Below are 17,209 nucleotides of genomic sequence, written 5' to 3' on the forward strand. Positions count from 1 at the left end.
GTGTGTTTTGGTAAGTGAATCATTTCACAAAGTTTTATCTCTTAAACTAAATAAAATGTTGTGATTCGGTGGATTATAGTAATAAACATTATTCGAATTTGACAACAATTCTAAGGAAAAGGTGGATGTATCGGTGAGAAAGCCAAGAGTCGTTATTTTAGGTGCAGGTTATGGTGGATTAATTACAATTACTCGTTTACAAAAACAAATCAGTATTGATGAAGCAGAAATTACGTTAGTGAATAAAAATGATTATCACTATGAAACAACATGGTTACATGAAGCTTCAGCAGGTACGCTACATCACGATCGAGCTCGCTATCAAATTAAAGATATTATTGACAATAATCGTGTGAAGTTTGTGAAAGACACAGTTGTTTCTATTGATAAAGAAGCGAAAAAAGTTGTGTTGGAAAACGGTGAGGTTGAGTATGACTATTTAGTAATCTCATTAGGTGCACATCCTGAAACATTTGGTATTAAAGGATTAAAAGAATTTGCATTTGGAATTACAAGCATTGACTCAGCTAGACAATTACGTGAGCATCTTGAATACCAATTTGCAACATACAATATGGAAGCAGAGAAGAAAGATGAGCGTTTAACTATCGTTGTAGGTGGAGCTGGATTCACGGGTATCGAGTTCTTAGGTGAACTTGGAAACAGAATTCCTGAGCTTTGCAAAGAATATGATATTGATTTCAAGAAAGTGCGTATCCTTTGTGTTGAAGCAGCACCAACAGCACTCCCTGGATTTGATCCTGAGTTGGTTGATTATGCTGTAAATCACCTTCAAAAGAAAGGTGTAGAATTCATGATCGGTACAGCTATTAAAGAATGTATCGAAGATGGAATCATCGTTGCAAAAGGTGAGGAGCTTGAAACAATTAAAGCAGGTACGGTTGTATGGGCTGCAGGTGTACGTGGTAACAGCGTTGTGGAAGAAGCCGGATTTGAAAACATGCGTGGCCGTGTAAAAGTTGATGGATACTTACGTGCTCCAGGACATGATGAAGTATTCATCATCGGAGATTGTTCATTAATTATCAACGAAGAAATTAATCGTCCATATCCTCCAACAGCTCAAATTGCGATGCAACAAGGTGAAACTTGTGCGAAAAACTTGGCAGTTGCCATTCGTGGACGCGGAGAAATGAGTACTTTTACACCAGACATTAAAGGATCTGTAGCTTCCCTTGGTGAAGATGATGCAGTTGGTGTTGTGTTTGGTAAAAAACTTGTTGGAACAAAAGCATCATTTATGAAGAAAATGATCGATAACCGTGCATTATATATGGTTGGTGGACCTTCATTAGTGCTGAAAAAAGGTAAATTTAATATTTTATAATTTAGTTGGGGACAAGAGCTTTTGCTCTTGTCCTTTTTAAAAAGGAGAAGTGGTGAAAGGTGGGTCACTCTAAAAGGGGAAATGTCTGGCTAGCTGTTTCAGGTATTGTGGAGAATGAGAATGGTGAGTGGCTTGTTGTTAAAAAAAAGTATGGTGGACTAAAAGGACTTTGGTCTCTTCCTGCCGGATTTGTCGAGCAGGGTGAAACGATTGATGAAGCAGTATTAAGAGAAATTAAAGAAGAGACAGGAATTACAGCTACCGTTAATGGAGTAGCTGGGATTAGGTCAGGTGTAATTGAAGACCGCATAAGTGATAACATGATTATTTTTTCTTTAACTGCCATAACAAAGGATATTATTATTCAAGATAAAGAGCTGGAGGAAGTAATCTTCATGCTACCAGAAGAATTAGTCCTTAATCGTGATTCATCGAATTTGATTAAAGATTTGGCAAATAGAAATATAAAGCCGGAATTAATTAAATATGATCACTTCCATCCGGGGAATCAATTTGGATATAGTTCTTACACTTTATTTTTGTAATTTTCTAAAAATAAGCAAGGTAAAGAAATTCAAAGGAAATATATGTTGTATTCGCTTACATAAACATCTGTGTTAGATTTTCTTCCTTTATTATTGTCAGAATAATTGGTATATTGTATTATAACCATTTATTTTCTAAAGGAGAGACAGTATATGAGTACAACAACTAAGGTAGAGACGAAGGAATGTCCGTACTGTGATGGAAAAGGATATTTTCAATTGATCTTAGGTGGCTCCGAAACTTGTAATAGCTGTGAGGGAACAGGGAAGAAGTCATAAAACGTTCACTTAGTTATGATTGACTGTCTATCTTTTGTTCAGTACACTAAAAATGGTGTAATGGAGGTGATAGACATGTTAAGCTTACCTGTTTTACTTATATCAATGCTATTATTTTTAGTTTTATTTTTCGGTATTGGATTTTTATTAAATATGCTCTTACGCATGTCTTGGATTATGGCAATTGTGTACCCGATTGTCTGTATTTTTATTATAGATAATGTAAGATTTATAGAATATTTTCAAAAACCCGGTGCCTCATTTTCAGCTTTAGGAAATAAAATTCTGTCATTAGCTTTAGCTGACATACTGATTTTATCTTCAGGACTAATTGGAGCAATTCTTTCAGGCATAATCATTAAAATGCTTCGAAAAAGAGGTTACCAAATGTTTTAATAACATAACAAAAGGGCTGATCATCAACAATGTGAAGATCAGCCCTTTTGTTGCGTTTTTTTAAAAAAATAAGGGAGGGGCTTTCAAACTGGTAAAGTATGTTTCCTGTTAAAAATGAATATTTCCTCAACAAATTGGGAACGAATAGATTTGTGAGAGGAGTGAATAGGGAAGATATGATCAGTATAAAAAGAGTGTGTAGAAGGCTTTTCATGTCGATATTATTTCTTTGTGCACTAACTACAACTTTTGAAGTTATATCCGGAGTAGAAGCAAAAGATGTGGTCAAATGGTATGCTAAAGATCATGCAGTTGGTGAAGAAAGTGGTACATTTCGTGTTTTAGGTCTCACATTTAAGACAATGAATAGTGAACCAACTGTCCAAACAAAGATATCTTCACGTGTTGAGGCGGTAAATCAAGATATGTCATTAGAAGAGGCTATTGATTGGTCACAATACCCGGTGAAAAAAGTAGTGGCTACAGGATATACAGCGGGTGTAGAATCAACAGGTAAAAGCCCTAATCATCCAAGCTATGGAATTACATATTCAGGTGTTAAAGTAAAACGTGACCTATATTCAACGGTTGCAGCTGATTTAGACGTATTCCCTTTAGGGACAATCATCTTCATTCCTGGATATGGCTATGGAGTTGTAGCTGATAAAGGTGGAGCAATTAAAGGGAACCGATTGGATCTCTATTATGAAACAGTAAAAGACGTATATAATAGCTGGGGAAAAAAACAATTGGATGTTTATGTTGTACAAATGGGTGAGGGAACATTAACAGAAGAACAATTGAAAAATTTAAATGAAGAAGAATCTATGCAGGTATTTAGGCAAAAATATATAAAAAGTAAAACAAAAAGCTAATGGCACGCAGCCACTAGCTTTTTTTATGTATAAATCATTTCGTTTTAGCCCTGAATCTACATCATAAAAAGATAATGTAATAATAATGCAAGTAATATACCTGTTAATCCCCCAAAAAATACTTCAATTGGTTGATGACCAAGCAGTTCTTTTAATTTTTTTTGTTTATCCTGCTCAGCCTTTTTAGGCCAAACCTTTGCTTCTTCAACGAATTTATTGAAATCTAATACAAGCTGATTAAGTACAGTCGCTTGCTCACCAGCATGTCTTCTGACTCCGGTTGCATCAAACATGGTAATAATGGCGAATACAGCCGAAATAGCAAAGATGGAGGAATCCAGGCCATGATCAAGTGCAACACCTGTTGAAAGGGCAGTAACAGCTGCTGAATGCGAACTCGGCATTCCTCCTGTACTCGTGATTAAAGACCAATCCAATTTTTTGGAAACAATAAAGTAGATCGGAACTTTAACGAATTGTGCAAAGAAAATAGCCGCCAGAGAAGCGAGTAAGGGAAAATTATATAGTAATTCCAATGTTATGCTCCTTTCATTCTGCATTCTAACGAGGTATTTATCTATTTAAACAGAGTGATTGGAGTCATTTCACCTTGATCTAATGCCCTAGATTCAACATCATAAAACCTCTCTAAACTGTAAATAGATAGAAAAATGGGATAAAAAGATTTTCTTCATTATAGCATATAACCATCCTGCATCTTCTACTCATGAAAAGAATTTGTTTAGAAAACCTTTTTCACTTATTCTTTTACACCTTATTATACTTTTTAAACTTTGTGCTTTAAAATGAAACTGTATACATATATGGAGGTGCAGAGATGATATTTAAAGTACATCATCAATTAGAGCAAATCAAAGATCAAGAAACACTTGTTATTGGACTATATCAAAAAACAAGCAAACTAATAGGGTTAGCTGGTGAGATCGATGAACAACTCCAAGGTGATCTATCTCAGTTATTAAAAGACGGAGACCTGCAAACAAAATACAAATTAATTACTAAGCTACATACCCTGGGGAAGCATTCTTTTAAACGTATTTACTTTGTTGGATTGGGAAAAGAGGAGAACCTAACCTTTGATCGATTAAAGAGAGCATTTGGAGAGTTATTTCAAACTCTTCAAAAGGCAAAACATCAAAGTATTGCCATTGCACTGGATTCTTTTCGTAATGAAGAAAATGACACAAATGATATTGCCCACGCTCTTTCAGAGGCTTCTGTCCTCGCGACATATAAAATTTTAGATTATAAGCTAAAATCTAATGAACCTGAAAAAAAGATTGAAACGGTTTATATCTTTTCAGAGAATGGAAAACTGGATGAAATAAAATCAAGTCTCGAGGTTGGCTATGCATTTGGGACAGGTACAAACAGTGCAAGAACACTGACGAATATGCCACCTAATCTGTTAACAGCGACAGAATTAGCCTCGTATTCTGTAGAGCTTGCGAAGAGATACAATTTTGAGTATGAGATTCTTGAAAAGGAAGATATGGAGCGTCTTGGGATGGGGGCTCTGTTAGCTGTCAACAAAGGATCAGAAGAGCTTCCAAAAATGATTGTGTTAAAGTATCAAGGAAAAGAAGAATGGAAAGATGTTATTGGACTTGTTGGAAAAGGAATTACTTATGATACGGGTGGTTACTCTATCAAACCTAAGGATGGAATTGTTGGCATGAAAACAGATATGGGTGGTGCCGCAGCAGTACTTGGAGCAATGGAGATTATTGGTGAAACAAGGCCTGAGCAAAATGTTGTAGCTGTTATTCCATCAACAGACAATATGATTAGTGGAGGAGCATTTAAGCCCGATGATGTCATTGTTTCTTTAAGCGGTAAAACGATTGAGGTCCTAAATACAGATGCAGAAGGTCGTTTGGCTCTAGCAGACGGCATTACATATGCTAAATTCCATGGAGCGAATTACTTAGTTGATGTAGCCACATTAACAGGGGGAGTCATCATTGCTTTAGGAACTGAAACGACTGGTGCTATGACAAATAATGAAGAGATGTTTGAACAAGTTCTTCAAGCATCACATGAATGTGATGAGCCTGTTTGGCGTTTGCCGATTTCGGAAAACGATAAAAAAAGAGTTCGAAATAGTAAAATGGCTGATCTGAATAATTCACCCGGTCGAGAAGGGCATGCAATAATGGCAGGAACTTTTATTGGTGAATTTGCTGAACATACACCATGGGTACATCTTGATATTGCGGGGACAGCAACAACGTCAAAAGAAAGCGAACTTGGTCCATCAGGGGCAACAGGTGTAATGGCGAGAACATTAGCAACATTTGTTGAGAGGTTTGAAGTTGGTCAATAACAGTATTTAAGTATAGATAATTTGGTGGCGAACACGAGTGGCAGTTACTTACAAGATGTATCTGTCACTCGTGATATTTTTACACGTCTATTAATATTTGAATAACATGGATACTAATTGGTATCCGGAACCGATTGTCCAAAATAAAATATAATCCCCTCTTTTAACAGTTCCCCTATTTATTGCTTCGTGTAAGGCCAAAAACGGGCTGGAGGTACCCGTATATCCGAACCGATCACCAACATAAACAATTTGTTTATCATGTATGTCAAATTTCTCTTGTATTTTTAAAATATTAGCTAAAGAAAATTGAGAAAAGCAATAACAACTGATATCACTTGCTTGTAAATTATGACGATCCAATAGTTTTTGGATCATTTCATAAGTAGGAGGCAGGGCGATATTACCATCAAAAGGGAGCCACTTGATATACTTTCCTGGTTCCTTGTTTTTGAGAACATTGGTTAAGCCTTTTGCGGGATATAAAATTTTATCCTTATTAATCGAGTCTGTAAAATAAATGGAGTCAATAAACCCTGTTTCAACATCCGTTTTTTCTAATATAACAGCAGCCGCTGCATCACCATAATTTGAAAATGTTATTTCATCTTCAGGATCGCTAATGATAGAGTTATAATCTGACCCAACTATTAAGGCAGTTTTGATATTCTTACTTGTTAACATATACCTTGATGTATAATCGACAGCGACAGTCATACCGGCGCAATTGGCATTTGAATCTAATAGAATGGTTTGTGAACCAGCCCCAATAGCATCGTGTAAATATGTTGCATTTGTAGGAAATGTGTATTCAGGAATTTGTGATGAGAACATAATTAAATCAATATCTTTTCCACTCATTTTAGCTCTAGTAAGAACCCGTTTGGCTGCTTCAATTGCCATCGTTAAACTATTCTCATCTGGATTATCAATGAAATAACGTTTTTTTCTTCCCATATGATCAAGAAACCGTGTAATATCTTTTTCTCTCTGTTGAAAATGATTGATAAAATATGTGTTATCAACCACTTTTGTTGGGTGATAAATATCAACAGAATGTATTTTTACGTATTGCAAAGTGTATTCCCCCTATATGTGTGAAATAAAAAAGAGGATGAGTCAAGGTATAGTACGTTGATTCATCCTGAAAGTTATTAACCCTCTAATATTTCAGCATTGGTTAATCCTGTATTTTTTGCAAGGCGATTTAATTGAAGTTTTAAAACTGGATTTTGTTTAATTTTAAAAATAACTTTTTTGAATCCGGCTTCCTTATACATCTTGTAGGAATTTTCTAAGCTTGGAATCATTTCTTGTTTAAGAAGGTCCATATAAGAACAATCGATCTCTAGAGTAAAAACAGGAGCGTTAATAGCTGAAACCTCTTTTTGATAATCTCTGACAAAATTTTGCACATCTGTTGGAGTAAATGTACCGCCAATATACATTTCCACAATTTTTGCACCATGATTTACTTTAATTTCATAACTACCTTTTGACATTGTATGTCTCCTCTCTTTTGTAGCGAGGATCTAAGATGAACAACCAAGAAGGGAATAAAATTAGCATTTGCAACTTGGCAGTCATAGCGTTTGCCTTAGACCCATAGTTTTGCGTCCTTATTTTTCAATAAGTTTGCCGTTTTATAGCCAAAAATTACTAATGTTAAACTTGACCAGTGTTTATATCGGACAAACTGGAAGGATTTTAATATAAAAAGGTAAAGATTTATTAAATAAAGAAGATGTAAGGGTTTTTATTTTAATTAGGTGCCGGAGACTTGTATGGTTTAAAATTAATATCTTGATATACTAATTGACAGATTTCAACCAAATATGTTAAGTTTAATTCCGATGTTTTATTTCTCTACTATATTAGCAAACTAAAGGATTTTGGGGGTATTGACGGTGAATGCAGTCATAATAGCAGTAATTGTTATGCTGATTTTAAGTTTATTAAGAATAAATGTTGTTTTTGCTCTTGTGATTGGAGCTTTAATAGGTGGTCTAACAGGTGGTTTAGGGTTATCCGCAACGATTGAGACATTTACAAACGGATTAGGTGGAAATGCTACTGTAGCGCTTAGTTATGCCTTACTAGGAGCATTTGCTGTTGCACTAACGAAAACAGGATTACCTGATGCGATGGTTTCTAGTGTGATAAAAATTGTTGGTCGTGAGGGAGAAACGAGAAGAAAAACGTTGTCTAAGGCACTTATTGTATTTTTAATCTTAATGATGGCAATCTTTTCTCAAAATCTGGTACCGGTACATATTGCATTTATCCCGGTGCTTATCCCACCCCTTTTGAAAGTTTTGAATCAGCTTGAAGTAGATCGCCGATTAATTGCAGCAGTTATGACATTTGGATTAATTACGCCATATATGTTTTTACCTGTTGGGTTTGGAGCCATCTTTCACGGGATCATGCAAACGAATATGCAGGAGAGTGGATTAACTGTTTCCTTATCTTCTATTCCAACAGCAATGGCCATCCCGGCTATTGGCATGGTGTGTGGCCTGCTTATTGCAGTGTTCATTACTTATCGTAAAAAAAGACAATATGAAACCCGTGAAATATCAGGGCAACAAGTGACACAAGTGTATACAAAAAGAAGTATTACTATTGCTGTTCTCGCCATATTAGTATCACTCTCTGTTCAACTCTTTTTATCTCAAAAGCTTGAGGTTGAAGGGATGATTTTTGGTGCGTTAGCCGGCTTAAGTATATTATATATTGGTGGTGTACTAAAGCGTCATGAAGCAGATGCAATGATGACAAACGGAATGAAGATGATGGCCTTTATTGGCTTCGTTATGATTACAGCATCAGGATTTGCTAGTGTGCTAAAAGAAACTGGACATGTTGAAAAGCTTGTAGAAGATGCTGCCGGGCTAATTAATGGTAATCAGGCACTTGGTGCATTGTTAATGTTAATTGTTGGTCTTCTCATCACAATGGGGATTGGTTCATCCTTTTCAACAATTCCTATTATCACGACTATTTTCGTTCCACTATGTCTGGAGTTAGGATTTAGCCCAATGGCAACAATTGCAATAGTAGGAACAGCCGCAGCCCTTGGAGATGCAGGCTCACCTGCATCTGACAGTACACTTGGCCCAACATCTGGTTTAGCTGCAGATGGAAATCATCATCATATTTGGGATACATGTGTGCCGACCTTTGTTCACTATAATATTCCACTTATTATTTTCGGTTGGATCGCAGCTATCATACTATAGAAGAACATAAAGAAAAAACTTGGTTTTACTTTACCAAGTTTTTTTTTAATATATGTAAATGTTCCACCAATTCTTCGTCATCCCATCCAAGTATCGACTCCATCAATTCGGGATGGTGCTCCAGTATCTCTCTCTCGAATGCTTCTCTATCTTTTATGTCTAAGAAATATTTTTTTACAACTAATGTTTTCATATTCACACCTCTTTCATATACTCTACTATTTTTATAACCAAAACTAGTAAACATTATACATATAATAGAACAGAATAGTAAAAAATATGAATCTGATTTATTTCGACAAAGTCTTTTCTTGTTTAACCTAATTTATCCATTGTATGATGATACTAGACTATCTGTATCTTATAGAATCAATATTCTTTTGATAGATAAGCTATTGATTAAGCTAACAAGTAAAGTACTTCTTAGGAGGGTGTTATCGTGTCTTGGATAAAAAAGCATAAGTGGATAATAGCTAGTGTAGTAGTTGTTGCTGTTTGTTTCGGATTTTTAGGGTATATTCTTTATGATATGTTGAATCAAAAAACAACTCCAACAACTGCACAGAAGGTAGAAGACGTTGAAGAAAGCGCGAAAACTCCAGAGGAGGTTGTATCTGAAGAAGTAGTATTGAGTAAAAACCCGTTTGGAAGTGAGCAGGCATCTTTATCTGAAGGTGATATTCTTAATTATATGCACGGAATGTCTCATCAAAAGGTAATTGCAGATGAAAAGTGGCTACATTACGAAATGACAGATGAGCGAATCTTGTTTCTATTCAATGTTGTAGAAAATGGTCAATATGAACATGAGGAAGTAATGATGGACATATTAACCCGCTGGAAGGAAGGCGATTTCTCACAAGCTGATGAAGATCACAATGTCATCTGGAACATTCAAGGAGGAACAATCGGAAAAGCTACCGGTATCATGTCCGAAGAACAAGAGCAACAATACTTAGAAAGATATGATGAAAGTATTAAATAAATAGAGCAATGCACTTTATATTGTTTTTCTTAAGGATTTCTATAAAGATTGTTGCATTTGAATAATAATTTAACTCTATAGTGGAGCGCAATGGAACGAACTAATTTTCACCTTTACTGCATTAAAAACACAAGGTTTTATAAAAAGCCTTCGTCATTGACAAAGGCTTTTTATAAATTAAGCAGCAATTCTTTTATTAACAGCCTTCGTCACAGCATAATAAATACGGGGAGCAAGCAGTGCGCCTAAAACTGTAAAAGCAACATCTTTCACAATAAACCATGCCATAACTCCCCAAGCAGCACCGTATGACATCGGAACATTCAACCATACATTTAAGGCAAGCCACATATACGTTGTCCCGACAATATAAATAAGAACAATTCCTACAAATGAGGCAGCCATGAAAACAGTCAGTTTCTTTTCTTTACTAACCTCCAGAATTTTACCGGCTGCATAAGCGGCAATAATATAAGATAAAATAAATCCGCCGGTGCTTTGGAAAATCACACTAATTCCACCGCTAAACTGAGCGAAAACAGGCGCGCCTGCAATTCCAACTAATGCGTAAATAATCATTGACAATGCACCAAGCCTGCTTCCTAATAAAAGCCCTGCTAATATACAGAAAAAAGGCTGCATTGATAATGGAACACCTGCTACTTGAAGAAATGGCGCCCAAGAAGTAATATTAGCACCAATAGCCATTAGTGCTGCAAACATACCGACTAATGAAATATCGTATGTAGTTAATTTTCGTGTCATTGTATTTCCCCCTTCTAAACAAATCCTTAAAAAAAGAATAATATAATCCAGAAAAGATTGTCAACTTATTTTTAACGAAAGTTAACATAATGGAGTGATGGAGGTATTGTCATGTATTTTGGAAAACAGAAAAAAACACATCCTTCCGGAAGGGTTCCACCAAATCAAAATGTTACAACGACATTTCCAGTTTTACATACGGGAAATGTTCCTTACTATGATGATATTAGTAAGTGGAATTTACAAATTTATGGATTAGTCGATTATCCTAAGCTTCTTACGTTAAAGGAGCTAAAAGAGGAATACCCTCAGTCAGAACAAATAAATGATATTCATTGTGTTACGGGGTGGTCGAAATTAGATGCATGTTGGCAGGGCGTTAAAACGGTAGATTTATTAGAAGGAATTACTGTTCACTCACATGCCAGATACGTTATTCTCTATGCAGAAGAAGGATGGACGACTAATCTATCAATTGATGACTTTATGAGAGAAACAACTTTACTAGCTCATAGCTTTAACAATGAACTGTTAACTAAGGAGCATGGTTTTCCGCTTCGAGCCGTTATTCCTCATCTCTATTTTTGGAAGAGCGCAAAATGGATAAGAGGAATACAGTTTACAGAGCATAATCATCCCGGATTTTGGGAAAGAAACGGCTATCATATGGAGGGAGACCCTTGGCTTGAGCAAAGGTACAGTTTTGATTGAGGGATAGGGCAAAGGAAGTTAATATATGATGTAAAAAAGACAGTTATCGAAGGATAACTGTCAAAAAATAATTCGGAGGTTGTACTATACTATTAATTTTTCTATTAATTGTTCATTGATTTTCAAGAAATGATAAAAATGCTTTTATAAAATATACGATATCATTATTAAAAAGAGTAGGGGAAGTAGGATAAAAAGTCACTTACAGGCAAGACGTGGATGAATAGTAGAGCAACTATGCTGAGATGATGATTGTGTCTAGTCTTACCTGATAACATCAGCTTTTCCAAAGAATGGATGGATTATAAGGGGAATTGTTAGTGGAATTTCGACATTTAGGGAAGGTTTTTGTCTCCAATGAGGATTAATAGGATTTCAAAAGTCCCCATATTCATACAGGGACTTCTGATTTAACCTTTTGCGTCAATGCTTTTCCCTAAATTGGGGTGTGGGGCTTCCATAGCTTTCAACAGTTGTTCATTACTTTGCTGTGAAGTTTCCATTACTTTTTTAGCTAATGCAATGCTCACATTTTGATTTAGAGATGCTTGATTTAATCCGATTGATAAGGCTGCAATATCCAAGGTTTCACCCCCTTATCATTTGTATCGGCAAACAACACAGATGATGAAGGAAAAGTGAAGTGAAATCTAATTAAACCTGTTTTTAACAGTTTTTAAAATTGATCTATTATTTACTTCATTAAATGTTCTCTTTTTAAAACTTCAGTAACTGACTTATATATAAATCCAAGATCATCAGCAACAGCTTTATATGTGATTTCCCCGTCCATAACATTCACTCCGGCTTGAAGTGCAGGACTTTCACTAATCGCCCGGTATGCCCCTGTATTGGCCATTTGTAATGCGTATGGTACTGTAACATTTGTAAGAGCAATTGTTGAGGTACGTGGAACAGCTCCAGGCATATTAGCAACCGCATAATGTAAGACACCGTGTTTTTCATATGTTGGGTTATCATGTGTTGTAATATGGTCTACGGTTTCAACGATTCCGCCTTGATCGATCGCAACATCAACAATGACCGAACCCGGTTTCATTGCTTGGACCATTTCTTCCGTAACGAGAGTTGGTGCCTTAGCCCCTGGAATTAATACCGCACAAATAAGTAAATCAGCTTCAGCTACAGATGTTGCAATGTTCATTGGGTTTGACATTAATGTTTTAATTTGTGTACCAAATATATCGTCCAATTTACGTAAACGGTCTGCACTTAAATCAATAATCGTCACATCAGCACCTAAGCCAATCGCCATTTTCGCTGCATTTGTACCGACTACACCACCCCCGATAATCGTAACTTTCCCACGACTCACTCCGGGAACACCTGCTAATAAAATTCCTTTTCCGCCTTTAGGTTTTTCAAGAAATTGCGCTCCAATTTGTGCTGCCATCCGTCCGGCAACCTCACTCATTGGGGTAAGCAATGGCAATGCATGATTTACGGTAACTGTTTCATAAGCAATTGCTGTTACACCACGATCTTTTAATGCTTGGGCTAATTCAGGCTCTGCTGCAAGATGTAGATATGTGAATAAAATTAATCCCTTTCGAAAGTATGCATATTCTGACGGCAGAGGTTCTTTTACTTTCATAACCATTTCGGAATTTCCCCATACTTTTTCAGCGTTATCTACAATTTCAGCACCTGCTTGTTTGTAATCCTCATTCTCAAAACCGCTTCCAACACCTGCCTGATCTTCAATTAAGACTCGATGACCAAACGTAACTAACTGTGTTACCCCTCCAGGTGTTAAGGCTACCCGGTTTTCATTATTTTTTATTTCCTTTGGAACCCCGATAATCATAAATAAACCTTCCTCCTTTGAACGCAATATTTATATAATTTCTAATTAATAAAGCAAGTATAAATAAAAATTATATAAATATCTTTGTTTAAAAACGAGAAAGGTTTTGAATTCTTTTGTGAAAAATCACAAAGGCATATGATCGAGCTTTAAATGTAAGTAGATGGTGATCTTTTGGTTCATATTTTTAAGATTTAGTTCACCGATTTCTGAAATTCTCTTTAGTCGATAATTTAGTGTATTAATATGAATGTTAAGTGCTTTTGAAGCATCGTGGACGTTGCTGTCATGGTCAAGAAACACCTCTAGTGTGTGAACAAGATTTGTACTATGCCGTTGATCGTATTCTTTTAATTTTGTCAGGGAATAGTGCTGATGACCTGATTCTTTTCGTTGTTTGTATAAAATATCCAAATACTGATAAAAGCCAAGTTCGGAAAAACTCGTTAATTCCGTTGTTTCTTTAGGAAATCTTTTTTTTAGTGAATGTACAGCTACCGCTTCTTTATAGCTTTTTTCAATAAAGACCGGTGATGAAAAAATGCCACCCATACCTGCCGTTACATTTTTTAATTGATATCTTTCGTTAAGCTGACGAATAGTAGAATAAGTAAAATGTTTGATATCCGTTAGAGGTGCAGAACTCTTTGCCGATAATAAAATGATGAGTTCATCAAAATCAAATGTATATAAAAGAATTGTTACCTGCTGAGTGGTTTGGAGCAGGTAAGAAAGTTTCTTTTCTGCTTCTTCATTTATTTCCTGAGGAAACTTAAAAATGACTACTGAAAACGGAGAGGGGACATGTAAATTTAGTTCATGGAAACTTTGAGTAATTTCATGCTCTGATGAGACATGACCAGTGAGGAGCTTCCAAAAAAATTCTTGATTCCTTTCTTCTTTCTTGGTTTTACGAACTTGTAATTTCAGCATTTTATTTTTTACTGCTCTTGCCGCTTTTTTCAAAAGAAGCAAGTCTGATTGCTCGAGCTGCTTTTCAATTTCCAAAGCCCAGATAAAACCCAGTACCTCATCATTTTTCCAAATAGAAATGGCGATGCGATTTCCAAGACCAACCTCATCAATATTTTTAACTCGTATAGGCTCATCTGTATGAAGGAGTTTTGGAATGGTTCCATCTTTCCATAAGCTGTTAATGACTTTTTCAGGAACTCTTCGACCTATTATAGTGGAGATTCGGGCAGGATCGGTTCTGTCATCATGGGTGCTGTATGCTAATAGTCGATGATTTACATCTTCTATTGTAATTGGACATTGAAGGACTTCACTAATCTTTTCTGCTACATCCTCAAGGCGTTCAAAATGATAGTTAAATGGATCCTTGGAAAATCCTGTCATGTTATCCCTACTTTATTTAGCAATTTATATATGTATATGTTGATTTTAGCTTAGTATTAAGGCTCTAGTTTGTCAAAGGCAAATGTGAGGAATGAAACTTCTTGCATTCCTTGGTAGCATGTGCTAAAAAGAAGAAGGAATTGGAAGGACAATCCAAATGAAAGGAAGCTGACATATATGAATTATTATATTGTAACTGGCGCCTCTCGAGGGTTAGGTGAAGCGATTGTAAAGGAAATAAATGATCAAGATTGCAAGATCATTTGTTTATCAAGAACCATCAACACAAAGCTTGAAAAAATCGCAGCAGAAAAACAAATACCGTTATCATTTATTGAATGTGATTTGTCAGATATACAACAGCTTTCTGAGATAATAGACCAACTACTCTCCATGATGGATATCGATCATGCACCCAAAATTACACTGATTAATAACGCCGGCACGGTAAATCCGATTAAAGGAGCAGGTAATGCTAAGCAAGAGGAGTTAATCCTGCATGTTCATCTGAATCTATTAACACCGATATTAATAAGTGAGGCTTTGATTCGCGAAACAAAAGGGACCTCTGCGAATGTTGTGATTGTAAATATCACATCGGGAGCAGCGAATCGACCGGTACCAGGATGGAGTGCTTATTGTAGCACCAAAGCCGGACTAAATATGTATACTAAAACGGTTGGGGTTGAACAAGAAGAGAACCGAACAAATATTACATCAATTGCATTTTCTCCGGGTATTATGGATACAGACATGCAAGGAACAATTAGAAAAGCAACAAAGAGTGAATTCTCATCACTCGATCAATTCGAGGAATATCATGAAAAAGGGCTGCTTCGTTCACCGAGTTTTGTGGCAAAGACATTAATGAATCTTTTATCTGGTCCATTAGAAAATGGAAGAGTATATGATATAAAAGAATTCTTGTAGGTTTAAAGTTCTATTTTTAGATATGACAAAAGGATTATTTTTGCTGTATAATGATCATTTAGAAAGAGTTTTAGGGATATAGCCTTCCTTAATATCCCATTTTCCTTTATGATTAGAAAAACTTGGCTTGTCGCCAAGTTCTAATGGCGAAAGCCTTAGTTTTTCTTATACTATCATCCATAAAATTCATATATATTTGTGATCGTATAAAAAATTAGAAAATAAAGAAAAAATTACCCTATAAAATGTCAACTGTTGTATATTAACTATAGATATTGATTTGATAGAGTTTTTCATTAGGGATAAGTTCGAGGGACAGAGGTGGCTGAAAATTAGACAAAGTAAAAAGAAAAAGTATGCCGTCATTATCTCTGTAACCATGTTTCTTATCATGGTGTTTTCAGCATTTAATTTGTATGCTACTTATCTAAATACGATAAAAACGATCGATCTGACAATTGGGCATTTAGCGATGCCATCTTCAAACCAGGAATTAGAATTTTGGGATACTGCTAGTTTAGAGGAATTATTAAAAATTCAAGAAAGAAAAAAGAGTGAAGAGGGATTTGATGGGTCCCTAGATGTGGAGTTAACACATGAATCAGTTGAGAAGGTAAAACGGGATGTTATGCAAAAAAGTATTCCCTCATTCATTATGAGTGGTGTGTTAGTTCTGCTGTCTTTTAGTATTTTTATAGCTTTTCAAATTTGGTACCGAAAAAAAGTGAACTCCCAGGTCGGAGATGCAGAGGAGACCTACCAGGGTGAGTTTCAGTCAATGCTCCATACAATGCGATCGATCCGTCATGATTTTCTTAATCATATTCAAGTTATTCAGGGATTAATGAAGATTGGCCGGGAAGATCGGGCATATGAATATGTGAACTCATTAACAACAGAAGTAGAAACAATGGAATTACCTGTTGTCATCAAAAATCCGGCACTCTTCATATTGCTCCAGTCCAAGTGGGCAAGAGCACAAAATGAAAAGGTTGATATGCACCTCCATGTTGATGATCATTTGTTTAAGCATATACATACGATTGATTTAATTAAAATATTATCGAATTTAATAGATAATGCCTTTGATGCCACACTTTTAGGACTTGAATCTGAGAGATTCATCAATATTGAAGCTCGTGTTACTCAAAATAAATATATCTTTAGAGTAGAGAATATTGGGCCGACCATTTCAAAGGAAAACCTTAACAAAATTTTTCAGGCGGGCTATTCGACCAAAGCGGAAAAGAAAGGAGTTCCTAGGGGAGACGGACTTAGTATTGTGAAACAAGTTGTACTCAAATATGGCGGTACAATTAATGTGGAATCAAACAAATATTCAACATTATTCGAAGTGAAAATACCATATAAACCTTAGCTTGAAGAAACTGCAAATGTAGTTTCTTTTTTTATTCCGTAATCAAAGTAAGACCCTTTTTTAGAAGGGAAAGTTACAAAATTTAATTCGTATCATATAAATAATAAAAGCATCCTTTATTAACAGGGAAAAACGTTAGATAAAATAACAAATTCCTTGAAGAAGTTTTATAAATGTGTTAGATTATTCTGAATATCAAACGTATAGCGTTATATGTATAT

Annotated in this window: 19 protein-coding genes and 1 riboswitch; of the genes, 11 read left to right on the forward strand and 8 right to left on the reverse strand. The window is 35.6% G+C overall.

Annotated features, from left to right (window positions below):
• Positions 1-133 precede the first annotated feature (133 nt).
• From LC095_RS16160 to LC095_RS16180, 5 genes are all read left to right on the forward strand, one after another.
• Positions 134-1,348: an NAD(P)/FAD-dependent oxidoreductase gene (locus LC095_RS16160; protein WP_226529121.1), complete on the forward strand. Its 1,215-nt coding sequence runs from the start codon at positions 134-136 to the stop codon at positions 1,346-1,348.
• Between the two features lie 59 nt (positions 1,349-1,407).
• On the forward strand, positions 1,408-1,893 hold the full coding sequence (locus LC095_RS16165) for an NUDIX domain-containing protein (protein ID WP_226529122.1): 486 nt from the start codon (positions 1,408-1,410) through the stop codon (positions 1,891-1,893).
• 153 nt (positions 1,894-2,046) lie between these two features.
• Positions 2,047-2,172, forward strand: coding sequence for a YuiA family protein (locus LC095_RS16170; RefSeq protein ID WP_169908055.1), 126 nt, complete (start codon positions 2,047-2,049; stop codon positions 2,170-2,172).
• A 75-nt stretch (positions 2,173-2,247) separates the two neighbouring features.
• Entirely contained in the window at positions 2,248-2,568 is a 321-nt protein-coding gene (locus LC095_RS16175; protein ID WP_078431289.1) for a YuiB family protein, read from the forward strand.
• Positions 2,569-2,744: 176 nt separating this feature from the next.
• Positions 2,745-3,443 carry a 3D domain-containing protein gene (locus tag LC095_RS16180; RefSeq protein ID WP_226529181.1) on the forward strand — a complete coding sequence of 233 codons (699 nt, stop codon included), beginning with the start codon at positions 2,745-2,747 and terminating at the stop codon, positions 3,441-3,443.
• Between the two features lie 56 nt (positions 3,444-3,499).
• Here LC095_RS16180 and LC095_RS16185 read toward each other — a convergent pair whose 3' ends face one another.
• On the reverse strand, positions 3,500-3,979 hold the full coding sequence (locus tag LC095_RS16185; protein ID WP_216776432.1) for a divergent PAP2 family protein: 480 nt from the start codon (positions 3,977-3,979) through the stop codon (positions 3,500-3,502).
• A 305-nt stretch (positions 3,980-4,284) separates the two neighbouring features.
• On the opposite strand from LC095_RS16185, the gene LC095_RS16190 reads away from it, so the two are divergent.
• Positions 4,285-5,790 (forward strand): leucyl aminopeptidase, encoded by a 1,506-nt coding sequence (locus LC095_RS16190; RefSeq protein ID WP_413467497.1) that lies wholly within the window; start codon positions 4,285-4,287, stop codon positions 5,788-5,790.
• 90 nt (positions 5,791-5,880) lie between these two features.
• On the opposite strand, the gene LC095_RS16195 is transcribed toward LC095_RS16190, so the two are convergent.
• On the reverse strand, positions 5,881-6,867 hold the full coding sequence (locus LC095_RS16195; RefSeq protein ID WP_226529124.1) for a ketoacyl-ACP synthase III: 987 nt from the start codon (positions 6,865-6,867) through the stop codon (positions 5,881-5,883).
• A 77-nt stretch (positions 6,868-6,944) separates the two neighbouring features.
• Positions 6,945-7,292 carry a hypothetical protein gene (locus tag LC095_RS16200; RefSeq protein WP_226529125.1) on the reverse strand — a complete coding sequence of 116 codons (348 nt, stop codon included), beginning with the start codon at positions 7,290-7,292 and terminating at the stop codon, positions 6,945-6,947.
• A 65-nt stretch (positions 7,293-7,357) separates the two neighbouring features.
• Positions 7,358-7,440: riboswitch (cyclic di-GMP riboswitch) on the reverse strand.
• A gap of 257 nt (positions 7,441-7,697) precedes the next feature.
• On the opposite strand from LC095_RS16200, the gene LC095_RS16205 reads away from it, so the two are divergent.
• Positions 7,698-9,032 (forward strand): Na+/H+ antiporter family protein, encoded by a 1,335-nt coding sequence (locus tag LC095_RS16205; RefSeq protein WP_226529126.1) that lies wholly within the window; start codon positions 7,698-7,700, stop codon positions 9,030-9,032.
• Positions 9,033-9,057: 25 nt separating this feature from the next.
• Here the strand turns inward: LC095_RS16205 and LC095_RS16210 are convergent, their stop codons facing one another.
• Positions 9,058-9,225: a hypothetical protein gene (locus LC095_RS16210; protein WP_226529127.1), complete on the reverse strand. Its 168-nt coding sequence runs from the start codon at positions 9,223-9,225 to the stop codon at positions 9,058-9,060.
• Between the two features lie 246 nt (positions 9,226-9,471).
• Between LC095_RS16210 and LC095_RS27120 the strand changes: the two genes are divergently transcribed.
• Positions 9,472-10,017, forward strand: coding sequence for a DUF6241 domain-containing protein (locus tag LC095_RS27120; RefSeq protein ID WP_226529128.1), 546 nt, complete (start codon positions 9,472-9,474; stop codon positions 10,015-10,017).
• Between the two features lie 177 nt (positions 10,018-10,194).
• Here the strand turns inward: LC095_RS27120 and LC095_RS16220 are convergent, their stop codons facing one another.
• A complete protein-coding gene (locus LC095_RS16220) occupies positions 10,195-10,782 on the reverse strand; it encodes a biotin transporter BioY (protein ID WP_226529129.1) in 588 nt (195 codons plus the stop codon).
• Positions 10,783-10,893: 111 nt separating this feature from the next.
• Between LC095_RS16220 and LC095_RS16225 the strand changes: the two genes are divergently transcribed.
• Positions 10,894-11,493: a sulfite oxidase-like oxidoreductase gene (locus tag LC095_RS16225; RefSeq protein ID WP_226529130.1), complete on the forward strand. Its 600-nt coding sequence runs from the start codon at positions 10,894-10,896 to the stop codon at positions 11,491-11,493.
• Between the two features lie 410 nt (positions 11,494-11,903).
• On the opposite strand, the gene LC095_RS16230 is transcribed toward LC095_RS16225, so the two are convergent.
• From LC095_RS16230 to LC095_RS16240, 3 genes are all read right to left on the reverse strand, one after another.
• A complete protein-coding gene (locus LC095_RS16230; protein ID WP_226529131.1) occupies positions 11,904-12,077 on the reverse strand; it encodes a YjfB family protein in 174 nt (57 codons plus the stop codon).
• A 110-nt stretch (positions 12,078-12,187) separates the two neighbouring features.
• Complete coding sequence (gene ald, locus LC095_RS16235) at positions 12,188-13,321, reverse strand: alanine dehydrogenase (protein WP_226529132.1); 1,134 nt, start codon at positions 13,319-13,321, stop codon at positions 12,188-12,190.
• A 126-nt stretch (positions 13,322-13,447) separates the two neighbouring features.
• The gene (locus LC095_RS16240; protein WP_226529133.1) at positions 13,448-14,680 is read right to left on the reverse strand and encodes a PucR family transcriptional regulator; all 1,233 of its coding nucleotides are present in this window, start codon (positions 14,678-14,680) and stop codon (positions 13,448-13,450) included.
• Between the two features lie 177 nt (positions 14,681-14,857).
• Here LC095_RS16240 and LC095_RS16245 point away from each other — a divergent pair, with 177 nt between their 5' ends.
• Complete coding sequence (locus LC095_RS16245; RefSeq protein WP_226529134.1) at positions 14,858-15,610, forward strand: (S)-benzoin forming benzil reductase; 753 nt, start codon at positions 14,858-14,860, stop codon at positions 15,608-15,610.
• Positions 15,611-15,989: 379 nt separating this feature from the next.
• Positions 15,990-16,988: a sensor histidine kinase gene (locus tag LC095_RS16250; RefSeq protein ID WP_226529135.1), complete on the forward strand. Its 999-nt coding sequence runs from the start codon at positions 15,990-15,992 to the stop codon at positions 16,986-16,988.
• Positions 16,989-17,209: the final 221 nt, after the last annotated feature.

The sequence above is a fragment of the Metabacillus niabensis genome (genome assembly GCF_020524345.1).
GTDB lineage: Bacteria > Bacillota > Bacilli > Bacillales > Bacillaceae > Metabacillus > Metabacillus niabensis_B.

Bases quoted from the DNA above. Each gene is read 5' to 3' on its own strand.
- LC095_RS16170 (WP_169908055.1), top strand. From the start codon at position 2,047: ATGAGTACAACAACTAAGGTAGAGACGAAGGAATGTCCGTACTGTGAT.
- LC095_RS16175 (WP_078431289.1), top strand. From the start codon at position 2,248: ATGTTAAGCTTACCTGTTTTACTTATATCAATGCTATTATTTTTAGTT.
- LC095_RS16180 (WP_226529181.1), top strand. From the start codon at position 2,745: ATGATCAGTATAAAAAGAGTGTGTAGAAGGCTTTTCATGTCGATATTA.
- LC095_RS16200 (WP_226529125.1), bottom strand. From the start codon at position 7,292: ATGTCAAAAGGTAGTTATGAAATTAAAGTAAATCATGGTGCAAAAATT.
- LC095_RS16210 (WP_226529127.1), bottom strand. From the start codon at position 9,225: ATGAAAACATTAGTTGTAAAAAAATATTTCTTAGACATAAAAGATAGA.
- LC095_RS16220 (WP_226529129.1), bottom strand. From the start codon at position 10,782: ATGACACGAAAATTAACTACATACGATATTTCATTAGTCGGTATGTTT.
- LC095_RS16225 (WP_226529130.1), top strand. From the start codon at position 10,894: ATGTATTTTGGAAAACAGAAAAAAACACATCCTTCCGGAAGGGTTCCA.
- ald (WP_226529132.1), bottom strand. From the start codon at position 13,321: ATGATTATCGGGGTTCCAAAGGAAATAAAAAATAATGAAAACCGGGTA.
- LC095_RS16240 (WP_226529133.1), bottom strand. From the start codon at position 14,680: ATGACAGGATTTTCCAAGGATCCATTTAACTATCATTTTGAACGCCTT.
- LC095_RS16245 (WP_226529134.1), top strand. From the start codon at position 14,858: ATGAATTATTATATTGTAACTGGCGCCTCTCGAGGGTTAGGTGAAGCG.
- LC095_RS16250 (WP_226529135.1), top strand. From the start codon at position 15,990: ATGTTTCTTATCATGGTGTTTTCAGCATTTAATTTGTATGCTACTTAT.